Below are 8,911 nucleotides of genomic sequence, written 5' to 3' on the forward strand. Positions count from 1 at the left end.
ACAACAAAGGCTTATGTCCGCACGAAGAAAGACGCGGGCACGGGTACAGTGCTGCCGAGGTTTTGATTGGATAATTGGATGTATGCAATATTCGGGGACAAGCCCGGAGAATACAGGAAACGTCTCCGGCTTTGCGCTGCGCGTCTACGCCTCACTTCCCAAGAGAACTGGAGGGCGATCTTAGAGATAGGCACTCTTCCACGTTTTGACAAGACCTTGAGCAATCAGCTCAATAACTTCACTGTCTGTCCAGTACCCATTATGTGAAAGAGGAGTCCAATTAATCAGAAAGTTGCTAACATTGACTTCTATATCAGCCTTAACAACAGCCTTATACTTGTCATTTATATTCTTGATGGGATATCCGAGAACATCATCCCTGTCATAAAAGTTGAGCCACTCACCTTTTATATTTGGGTAATGTTGTGAAAGTTCGGGTGAAGGAACTGCAATTGGTGTCCCAAAATCGCTATACCGTAGCCCCCAGAGAGCGATTTGGCTACCAAAAGTGTAGAACAGCGAGAACGTTTCTCCCTTCTGTAATGGAGTGTTACCTATTTCTATGTTGGCTTGCTTATTTTGAAGATCCCAGATGTAGTTGCTTGCTATTACTGACCCAAGGCTATGACCGATAACGCACAAAGGATATTTTTCTCCATCGTCTTCAGCTAGCTCTGTGAGCGTTTCAGCAAACTTTTGATGTACTGTGTCGTAGATATTTCTCTTGGTAGGAGTAATCTGGTAGCCAATGCTATCTGCTAGAGAATGAAACACAAACTCACGGAGTCCAAAAAAGTTGTTGAGATTGTCAATTGACAATCTTTTCCCTAGTTCATCCTCAATATCCTGAAGGATCGGTGCCCAGTAAACTGGTTTAATTTTAAGTTTTGAATCTGCATCCTCCAGTTTTTCCCCCATTAGAGCTGAAAACCGAGACTTTAGCCGCTGGGCAATACCGCTAACAAATTTGTCCGGATTTTTTTCGTTTGCAAACTCTGGATTAGCTGTCCCAATGCCGTGGATAATGGCTATTGCAATTTTCTGAGACATGTCTTGACTCCGTTATCTAATTAGGAAAAGATGTCGAATAAAAAAGTTAACTGTGTAAATTAATACCACAAAAGTTCTTAGAGGAAAACTCAATAACTCAACTTTCCTCTAAAAATCTCAAGAATGGGGGCGATCGCACAAAGCACAGACTAGAGTGGAGGATACCCAACGATGCCTACGGCAGCAAGCTACGCACCACTGGGCATCTTGATGATTAGGTAATTCTACTTCTGTGGCTGATTTGGGGGAAGCCTGACAAGTCCCCTTTTGGAACTGGTACTCAAATGCCCAGCTCTCTCAGGTAAAAGCTCTTATCTTTGCTGCCCTGCTATCGGGTTGCAAAGATAGGAGCGATCGCCTTTCAACTAGTCATTAACTAAGAATGTATTGTCATTCTTTGAAAATAATACTTCATGTCCAAATTCAACTACAAAAACCTTTGTCAGTTCATACTCTTCATTTCTATCAGTAAATAAGCAGTTAACTGTTTTAACTTCTTGAGTACCTGAATTACAATACTTAAATGTTGCTGTTATCGTTCGTGCTTTCATTTTTACAAGCGAGGATAGTTAAAAACATATCTTGGCTTCATTATCTTCATCGCCTGGATACCATGCTTTAAAATCATATCCATCTATAGTTTGTTGATAATCATAATCCATATCTAAAGCTTCAGCAGCTTCAATAAATTGTTCTAGTGTGCCGTCATACCAGATAACATATTCACTACCTATCGCTTCAATAATTGCCTTAGCAGCATAGCCCTGCTGAATAGATATCAGTTGGCTTTGATGCTGCCAAGTTTGGCAAATGCGGCAGCTATACCCCCAGTCATATTTTAAATCTTTGTAATGATGGGTTTTCATTTCGCAATTGCGGCAATATAGGAATTTTGATAGGTCTAATGTAGTTGTCATAAAAAAGATTATTGTTACTAATTATATATTTCCCTTAACTATCAAATAAATCTCAGTAGTTGTCCAAAAAAACTCATAATTATGATTATGAATATGTTGATATTCAAAATAACAAAAAATTTTTGAAAAACCTAGCTCTTTATCTTCGATTGGCAAGCCGAGGCGCAGTGACAAACATATCCCCCCAGCCTGTCAGCCTAAGACTGACATCACTGGAGGGATAAGTGAGGAATTGCCAATTGTATCTATTGGGCGCAGTAAGAGAATCTTAATTTTAACTATTACTCTTGTCTAAAACCCAAGGTTGATTTTGTTGAATCAACTGGTTAATTACTTCTGGTTTTATCGGACTGTAATAGCAAAATATGACAGCATTATGTATTGTTGCAGTTTCGCACGAATGCATATTGTCAGGAGCTACTAAAACCATTTTTTGAGGTACAAACACCTCGTAGCTAACCAGCTTCCATTCATGTTCCGGGTTGTTTTTGTAACCAGCAGTCCAGACTATAGGCTCAATCTCAGCAATTGCATCATTGACTCCACAACAAACCTCCATTCCACCCGTAAGTTCATATCCTGGTGCATTAAAGCTAGGAAAAGTCAGGATGGATGTTAATAGTGTGTCGCCTCTTAGCTCGTTGAACTGTTGTAATTCTTGCAAGTTCATCTGTTATCTCCAAAACTTGTTTGTTCTCCAGGGAAAATACACCAGTATCCACCACCAACAGCAATGTGATGTCTCTTGAGTGTTTTACCTAACTTTTTACCAATCTTGTAACAGTCGGTGACAGTATTAGCCCAGTAAGCATCTCCTAGTTTTGCTGCTTCTATTCCAGAAATAGCTGAACTCTGCAAAGGCTTTGCTGTACCAACCAATCTCTCAGAATTGTTAATCTCTCCATTTGCATCTGCTGCATAATGCTTTCCGTCCCCAGATTGCCAGACATAGTAAACAGTGCCACCTATAATAGCAACTCCAACAAGCACACATCCTACCCCAGCCGTGCCTGCACAAAAAGCGGCGGGTGCAAGTACCGCAGGATTCGCGTTAACTGGGCCTTTATATAAACTAGTCCCAGATAGAACAAGGCTTGTTGTTATGGCAATAACTTGACGAAAATTCATCTTTGACTTGGATTTAAATATATCTTATGTACTCTTGCATCCTATCAAATCTGGGCAAATTTGCACCGTATTTGACCCAAATACGGGATAGACTATTTGAATAAACCTTTTTTGTGCCAATTCTGGGGCAGATTTGGCACAATAGCAGCGCTTAGGTAGCAATATGGATGCAGTAGAGATATTTCCCAGAAAGGACGAAATGCCCAGAAAGGATGAAAGGTTAGCTATCCCCGGTTTGGGGGAATATTACAATGATGTGCTGACTGTGGACGCATGGGTAAACGGTCGTACTAAGGTTGTGCAAGCTCAATCCCTGCTATGTGCCAAGCTTCAGGAGCGGGATAAGTTAATCAAAGAGCGGGTGGAGTATCTAGCCAAAAAGCGGGGTATTACCTTTGATGAAATGTGGGAGCAAATTCTTAATAACACTGCTCAAAAAATAGTCCCTGGTGAGGGTGAAGGGCTAGAGTATAAGCCGGGGGATGAGGGCTAGTTCATGGAAGGGGAAAACTTTAGACCAGATTGGGAAGCGATCGCCCAGACTCTCAACTAACAATTTTCTTAGAGGAAAAGGGCGATCGCTCTTTGGGGATGCGATCGCCTTTGCTTTTGAGTGCAGAGAAAGCAAACGCTCCCAGAACAAATGCACTCTTATCCACAGGCTGGATCAGAGGGCAGTAGACAAACGTATACTACAACTGTATTATTGATATAAGTCCCAATTACAAATACTACAAGCTTTCAATGATAAGCAGATTCTCCTCAACTATTAATAGCGCGGTGCATTGCCGAGCCAGCAAGGGTTTAGGCAGAGTAATCGTGCTATTTGCATTTGAGGGAATGTATTGTTTTGGCGGCGGAAAATTGCAGCATGAAAGTATTTTTGGAGTAATTGCCGGATGGCTGAATCTAGAACAACTTATCCAAAGCGGGAGGTGCAAATGTCTTACAGCACCAACATAGGGCAAAAAGTATCAACTACCTGACCCCCGCTCCTGAATCTCAGAGGCGGGGGTTATTTTTTGAGGAGTGAATCCAGTGATGCAAGCTCAACCACACATATTACAAAATTCGGTGGTGGTGTTCTCCAAAAACTACTTACCACTGGCACGTATCAACATCAAACGAGCAATCGTGCTGTTAGTCACAGGTCAGGCAGAATCGTTGAATTTTGGTACTACAAAGCAGTGGGAAGTGCGCTCACCTAGTGTTGTACTACAAGTTCCCGAACATATTCGCTTGACTGTTGGCAATCCCGAACGCCACTGGAAAGTACCACCTGTAAATCGGCGTGAGGTACTCAAGCGAGACAACCACACCTGCCAATACTGCGGTAGCAGCAAGCGTCTGACCCTTGACCATGTAATACCCCGCTCAAAAGGTGGGCAGCACAGTTGGGACAACGTTGTAACAGCGTGTGAACGATGCAACCAAACTAAGAGCGATGTCTGACGACAAGCCGCTTCGCGTCTACGCTTACCTCATGAAGCTGGAATGGTACTCAAAAGCAAGCCTAAAGCCCCAATTCACCCAGCAGTAGCATTTGCCGAACAGTTTTGGAACGCACAACGCCTGAGTGAGAACGAGTAATTAACTTCAACCCTAGTCAGAGAGGACAATGAGCGCCATTACGTAACACTGCCCTCTCAGTTCTTTCAAAAAGTTTGTAGTATGGCCTTGACACCCTATACTACATTCTGTAGTATATATGTAGTGAAGCACTACAGCCTCTCAAAAAGGCATAGCGCAAACACTTCTGAACCATGAAAACTAAATAATTGCCATCTAACGTGAGGGTGTAGCTTAGTCCGGTTTAAAGCAGTCGCCTGTCGAGCGAAAGAACGTGAGTTCAAATCTCATCATCCCCGTGTAGCCTTGTGGACAAATAGACAAGTCGTTCTGATTCTCAGTCAGAGAGAAGCGGGTGCAACTCCCGTCAAGGCTTCCAAATGAGGATGTAGCTCAGTCGGAAAGAGCGCTTGTTTCCGAGGCAAGTGGTCACAGGTTCGATTCCTGTCGTCCTCGTAGTATGTCCAGGTCGCCTAATGGTAGGGTGTTGGTCTGCAAAACCGACTGTGCGAGTTCAATTCTCGCCCTGGACTCCAAACGTTGCAGTGTAGCGATTTACGGCAAAGCCCCAAGCTCATAACTTGGTATATGCGAGTACCCTTCGGGAACGCTGGCGCGAACGACTCTCGCCACTGCTACCAAATGCAGGGATGGTGTAACGGCAACATCACAGTCTCCAAAACTGTTGTTCTAGGTTTAAAACAAGCGTCTCTGCATTTGTGGTGCCGTAGGCAAATTGGTAAAGCCACAGGTCTTTCAATCCTGGGTTTGCGGGTTCAACTCCCGTCGGCACTGCCTCATGGGTCGGCTCACCTATTGGTGTAGGTAACGGTCTGTAAAACCGCCGCGTTCAGTGTTGCTGGTTCAATTCCGGCCCGGCCCATTCTGGAGAGATTGCTATCGGCAGAGCAAGCTGTTTGCTAAACAGTCGTGGATGTAAGTCCACTGTGGGTTCAACTCCCTCTCTCTCCGCCTTATGAGAACGTGGTGTAACTGGATAACATCTCAGATTACGAAACTGTTCGCGTAGCGTGGCGTAGCCAAGATTGAGAGTTCAAGTCTCTCCGTTCTCGCCTTATCCCCCGGTAGCTCAGTTTTGGTAGAGAGCACTGGTCTGAAAAATACTCTTGTCGTCGGTTCGATTCCGACCTGGGGGACTGGCACATTGCCTCATAGCTCAATGGCAGAGCAACGCGCTGTTAACGCGGGGGTTGTAGGTTCAAGTCCTACTGGGGCAGCCATTTATTGGGAAGTAGGCAAACAGGCAAAGCCGTCGCACTTTGAATGCGAAGTTTGAGGGTTCGATTCCTTCCTTCCCAGTTCTGCTTTCATAGAGCAGCCAAATTATACTCCTGTAGCCCAACTGGAAGAGGCGGCTGTTTCAAAAACAGTCTGTGTGCAGGTTCAACTCCCGTCAGGAGTACCAACGGGATGTGGCGCAACTTGGTAGCGCGGCAGCTTTGGGAGCTGAAGGTTGCAGGTTCAAATCCTGCCATCCCGACCATTTGCCCTTGTGACGAAACTGGCAAACGTGCTGGTCTTAGAAACCAGATTTTGTGGGTTCGACTCCCACCAAGGGTACTGGGCAATTGCCCAACCATGCTCCCGTGGCGAAATTGGTAAACGCTTCCGTTTGAGGGACGGAATTTTTGCAGGTTCAATTCCTGTCGGGAGTACCAAATTGGGTCGTAAAGCCCTTCGGGCATACAAGAAAGGCAGAGCGGGTATGCAGCCGCCTTTTAAGCGGATTCATCCAGGTACCCTTCGGGAACGCTACGCGAACAACCCCTGGGCGACCCATCCAATCTTGGGCGTTTGGCAGAACGGTTATGCTCCTGACTCTTAATCAGGCTGACACAGGTTCAACTCCTGTAGCGCCCACCAAAACTTGCCCCTGTAACCCAAGTGGAAGAGGCGATCCAGTGTTTCCTGCTGCGATCGCCTACCTCATACATTCCTGCGCCATCGGTATCTGCCATTGACAGAAAAGATTTTCCCCGAACCTCGGTACTTAACGCCGGGTTTTTTTGCTATGAAGTGGGATAGCGGCTGCACTCAATTAACAATTTTTCACTCATAGGAAAGGAGATCCAGGGTGCGTAGTTTACCGCCGTAGGCATCGCCTTTTGTCGTGTCTTCTGACCAAGAAGCTTGACAACTACCTTACAGCCCTTACAACCTTAATTTGTAACAAATGTACTGTTCCCAGTTGTATTACCTTTACTCCAGAGCTACAATCTGCCTGTATTAGAGGCATTTTTAATTACAACTGTAATTTATCACTTGTGAGCAAAACCCGTATTATTGCGCTATTTAATCAATCAGGGGGAGTAGGAAAGACAAGTTTAACAATGAACTTGGGCTATCACCTCGCTCAAAAAAAGAAAAATCGCGTACTTTTGATAGACCTTGACCCCCAAGCGTCACTGACGACATTTATGGGGCTAGAACCGGACATTACCGCCAAAACAGTCTATGAGGCAGTGGTGGGTGAGGAACCGTTACCAATTCACTCTGAACCTATTCACAGCATGGGTTTAGTGCCAGCCAATATCAACTTAAGTGCCGCAGAACTAGAACTAGTTGCCGCTCTGATGCGAGAAATGCGACTAAAAAATGCACTTGCCCCCGTCTTAGACAACTATGATTTTATTTTGATAGATTGTCCGCCATCTTTAGGCATCCTCAGCGTTATTAGCTTAGTAGCAGCAACCCATGTCTTAGTACCTATTCAGTGCCAGTTCAAATCCTTTCAAGGAACTGACTTACTATTAAGAACTGTAGCCACACTCCGCAAAGGTGCTAATAAAACACTTACAATTGCTGGCTTCATCCCCACAATGTATGATGCACGTACTGCCCAAGAAAGCAGAACCATGAAAGCTATCACAGAACAACTTTCACCCCTGGCCACAGTTTACGAACCCATTCCTAAATCTATTGCTTTTGCTGATGCAAGTGAAGCACGCTTACCCTTAGCACTATATAATCCCAAACATCCTGCCGTCGCTGTACTAAAAAAAATCGCCCTCAGTTTAGAAAAACTACAGTGAGCAAAAAAGAACAACCCTATACCAGCCAGTTAAAAGGTGTAGCTGCCCTACTAGGTGAAAGCTTTAACCAAACCCAAAGTACTGCTAATTCACCAAATACTGTTGCCATCAACTTAATTAAACTACCTCCCTCACAGCCCCGGCGCTACTTTGACCCTAAAAAACTAGAGGAACTATCACGTTCGGTCAAAAAACTGGGTATTTTCGCACCTCTGTTGGTGCGTCCCCTCTCTGGCGGTGATTATGAATTGGTCGCGGGGGAACGACGCTATAGAGCCGCATCAATGGCAGGATTAACCGAGGTTCCTGTTGTTATCAGGGAGATGGACGATGCGATTACGTATCAAGTGCGCCTCGTTGAAAACCTTCAACGTGAAGACCTCAATCCCCTAGAAGAAACCGAAGGTATCCTGGAATTGTTGGTGTTGCGGTTGGAGATGGCACAAGATGAAGTAATTAGTCATCTCAACCGGATGAGAAACGTTTGCGATCGCTATGAAGAAAATTCCGAACTGAGACATAACGTTATGTCTCAACCCCAAACCAAAATAATTGAAGAATTATTTGCGTCTTTGGGACGGATGAGTTGGCAATCGTTTGTCAAAAATCGCCTACCACTGCTCAATTTACCTCCAGATGTGCTGGAAGTGCTACGTTCTGGACAGATTGAATATACTAAAGCACTGGCGATCGCCCGAATTCAAGATGAAAAAACAAGAAAACAACTCTTAGAAGATGCGATCGCCTACAATCTCTCACTGAGTGAAATTAAACGCAAAATCAAAGAAATTGAACAGCAGACTAAATCAGAGTCATCAGAGCAAACAGAATCAGCATCCATAAAAGAGCGTGTTGATAATACTTTTCAACGCTTCAAAAAAGCGAAAGTGTGGGATGACCCAAAGAAAAAATCCAAAGTAGAGAAGTTGTTAGCTCAGTTGGAAGCATTGATGAAAACTGAATAGAAAATTGCGATGCTCACAAAGGAGTCGCCTTATAGCGATCGCAACCAGCAGTCTTTAGATACGCTTTCAACTCGTCCTCAAACCCACTGAGTATCAAACGCATCTTGCCCAGTTCCATAAATCAAGTCGCCATATTCCTGCCAATGGGCTACTTCTTGCTTTGAAATTTGAGGTGAGTTTAATACAGAAAGATTTTCTTCTAATTGCTGCCTAGAACACCGATTCAGTA

Annotated in this window: 9 protein-coding genes, 16 tRNA genes and 1 pseudogene; 22 read left to right on the plus strand and 4 right to left on the minus strand. The window is 44.3% G+C overall.

The window, feature by feature from the left end:
- Window positions 1–184, plus strand: a 184-nt coding sequence (locus tag RM347_RS34960; RefSeq protein ID WP_428850673.1) for a hypothetical protein, incomplete at its 5' end; no start/stop codon positions are given.
- On the opposite strand, the gene RM347_RS34965 is transcribed toward RM347_RS34960, so the two are convergent.
- From RM347_RS34965 to RM347_RS34980, 4 genes are all read right to left on the minus strand, one after another.
- Window positions 181–1,050 carry a hypothetical protein gene (locus RM347_RS34965; protein ID WP_322719125.1) on the minus strand — a complete coding sequence of 290 codons (870 nt, stop codon included), beginning with the start codon at window positions 1,048–1,050 and terminating at the stop codon, window positions 181–183. The genes RM347_RS34960 and RM347_RS34965 overlap by 4 nt on opposite strands.
- Before the next feature lie 569 nt (window positions 1,051–1,619).
- The gene (locus RM347_RS34970) at window positions 1,620–1,967 is read right to left on the minus strand and encodes a hypothetical protein (RefSeq protein WP_322719127.1); all 348 of its coding nucleotides are present in this window, start codon (window positions 1,965–1,967) and stop codon (window positions 1,620–1,622) included.
- A 274-nt stretch (window positions 1,968–2,241) separates the two neighbouring features.
- Complete coding sequence (locus RM347_RS34975; RefSeq protein ID WP_190730341.1) at window positions 2,242–2,637, minus strand: hypothetical protein; 396 nt, start codon at window positions 2,635–2,637, stop codon at window positions 2,242–2,244.
- Complete coding sequence (locus RM347_RS34980) at window positions 2,634–3,095, minus strand: hypothetical protein (protein WP_322719128.1); 462 nt, start codon at window positions 3,093–3,095, stop codon at window positions 2,634–2,636. The genes RM347_RS34975 and RM347_RS34980 overlap by 4 nt, the downstream gene beginning before the upstream one ends.
- Before the next feature lie 163 nt (window positions 3,096–3,258).
- Here RM347_RS34980 and RM347_RS34985 point away from each other — a divergent pair, with 163 nt between their 5' ends.
- The 21 genes and pseudogenes from RM347_RS34985 to RM347_RS35085 all read left to right on the plus strand — a co-directional run bounded on the left by RM347_RS34985 (window position 3,259) and on the right by RM347_RS35085 (window position 8,682).
- Window positions 3,259–3,588, plus strand: a complete 330-nt coding sequence (locus RM347_RS34985; RefSeq protein WP_190730343.1) for a hypothetical protein — start codon at window positions 3,259–3,261, stop codon at window positions 3,586–3,588.
- 29 nt (window positions 3,589–3,617) lie between these two features.
- Window positions 3,618–3,776: a hypothetical protein gene (locus RM347_RS34990; protein ID WP_322719129.1), complete on the plus strand. Its 159-nt coding sequence runs from the start codon at window positions 3,618–3,620 to the stop codon at window positions 3,774–3,776.
- 360 nt (window positions 3,777–4,136) lie between these two features.
- Window positions 4,137–4,685, plus strand: a pseudogene (locus RM347_RS34995) (HNH endonuclease).
- A 202-nt stretch (window positions 4,686–4,887) separates the two neighbouring features.
- A tRNA-Asp gene (locus tag RM347_RS35000) sits at window positions 4,888–4,963 on the plus strand.
- Window positions 4,964–4,966: 3 nt separating this feature from the next.
- Window positions 4,967–5,043 (plus strand) — tRNA-Glu (locus RM347_RS35005).
- A gap of 3 nt (window positions 5,044–5,046) precedes the next feature.
- Window positions 5,047–5,120, plus strand: a tRNA-Arg gene (locus tag RM347_RS35010).
- A 6-nt stretch (window positions 5,121–5,126) separates the two neighbouring features.
- A tRNA-Cys gene (locus RM347_RS35015) sits at window positions 5,127–5,200 on the plus strand.
- A gap of 185 nt (window positions 5,201–5,385) precedes the next feature.
- Window positions 5,386–5,459, plus strand: a tRNA-Glu gene (locus RM347_RS35020).
- A gap of 6 nt (window positions 5,460–5,465) precedes the next feature.
- Window positions 5,466–5,547 (plus strand) — tRNA-Tyr (locus RM347_RS35025).
- A 4-nt stretch (window positions 5,548–5,551) separates the two neighbouring features.
- Window positions 5,552–5,636 (plus strand) — tRNA-Ser (locus tag RM347_RS35030).
- Window positions 5,637–5,642: 6 nt separating this feature from the next.
- A tRNA-Arg gene (locus RM347_RS35035) sits at window positions 5,643–5,737 on the plus strand.
- Between the two features lie 6 nt (window positions 5,738–5,743).
- A tRNA-Phe gene (locus tag RM347_RS35040) sits at window positions 5,744–5,821 on the plus strand.
- A 9-nt stretch (window positions 5,822–5,830) separates the two neighbouring features.
- Window positions 5,831–5,905: transfer RNA gene (locus tag RM347_RS35045), tRNA-Asn, on the plus strand.
- A 5-nt stretch (window positions 5,906–5,910) separates the two neighbouring features.
- Window positions 5,911–5,984: transfer RNA gene (locus tag RM347_RS35050), tRNA-Gln, on the plus strand.
- A gap of 28 nt (window positions 5,985–6,012) precedes the next feature.
- Window positions 6,013–6,090: transfer RNA gene (locus RM347_RS35055), tRNA-Leu, on the plus strand.
- Between the two features lies 1 nt (window position 6,091).
- A tRNA-Pro gene (locus tag RM347_RS35060) sits at window positions 6,092–6,168 on the plus strand.
- A 3-nt stretch (window positions 6,169–6,171) separates the two neighbouring features.
- A tRNA-Leu gene (locus RM347_RS35065) sits at window positions 6,172–6,245 on the plus strand.
- Window positions 6,246–6,265: 20 nt separating this feature from the next.
- Window positions 6,266–6,343: transfer RNA gene (locus RM347_RS35070), tRNA-Leu, on the plus strand.
- 130 nt (window positions 6,344–6,473) lie between these two features.
- A tRNA-Lys gene (locus RM347_RS35075) sits at window positions 6,474–6,548 on the plus strand.
- 401 nt (window positions 6,549–6,949) lie between these two features.
- The gene (locus tag RM347_RS35080) at window positions 6,950–7,717 is read left to right on the plus strand and encodes a ParA family protein (protein WP_322719130.1); all 768 of its coding nucleotides are present in this window, start codon (window positions 6,950–6,952) and stop codon (window positions 7,715–7,717) included.
- Window positions 7,714–8,682, plus strand: a complete 969-nt coding sequence (locus RM347_RS35085) for a ParB/RepB/Spo0J family partition protein (RefSeq protein ID WP_322719131.1) — start codon at window positions 7,714–7,716, stop codon at window positions 8,680–8,682. The genes RM347_RS35080 and RM347_RS35085 overlap by 4 nt, the downstream gene beginning before the upstream one ends.
- Window positions 8,683–8,911 lie beyond the last annotated feature (229 nt).

This window comes from Nostoc sp. ChiQUE02, from assembly GCF_034531305.2.
Lineage (GTDB): Bacteria > Cyanobacteriota > Cyanobacteriia > Cyanobacteriales > Nostocaceae > Nostoc.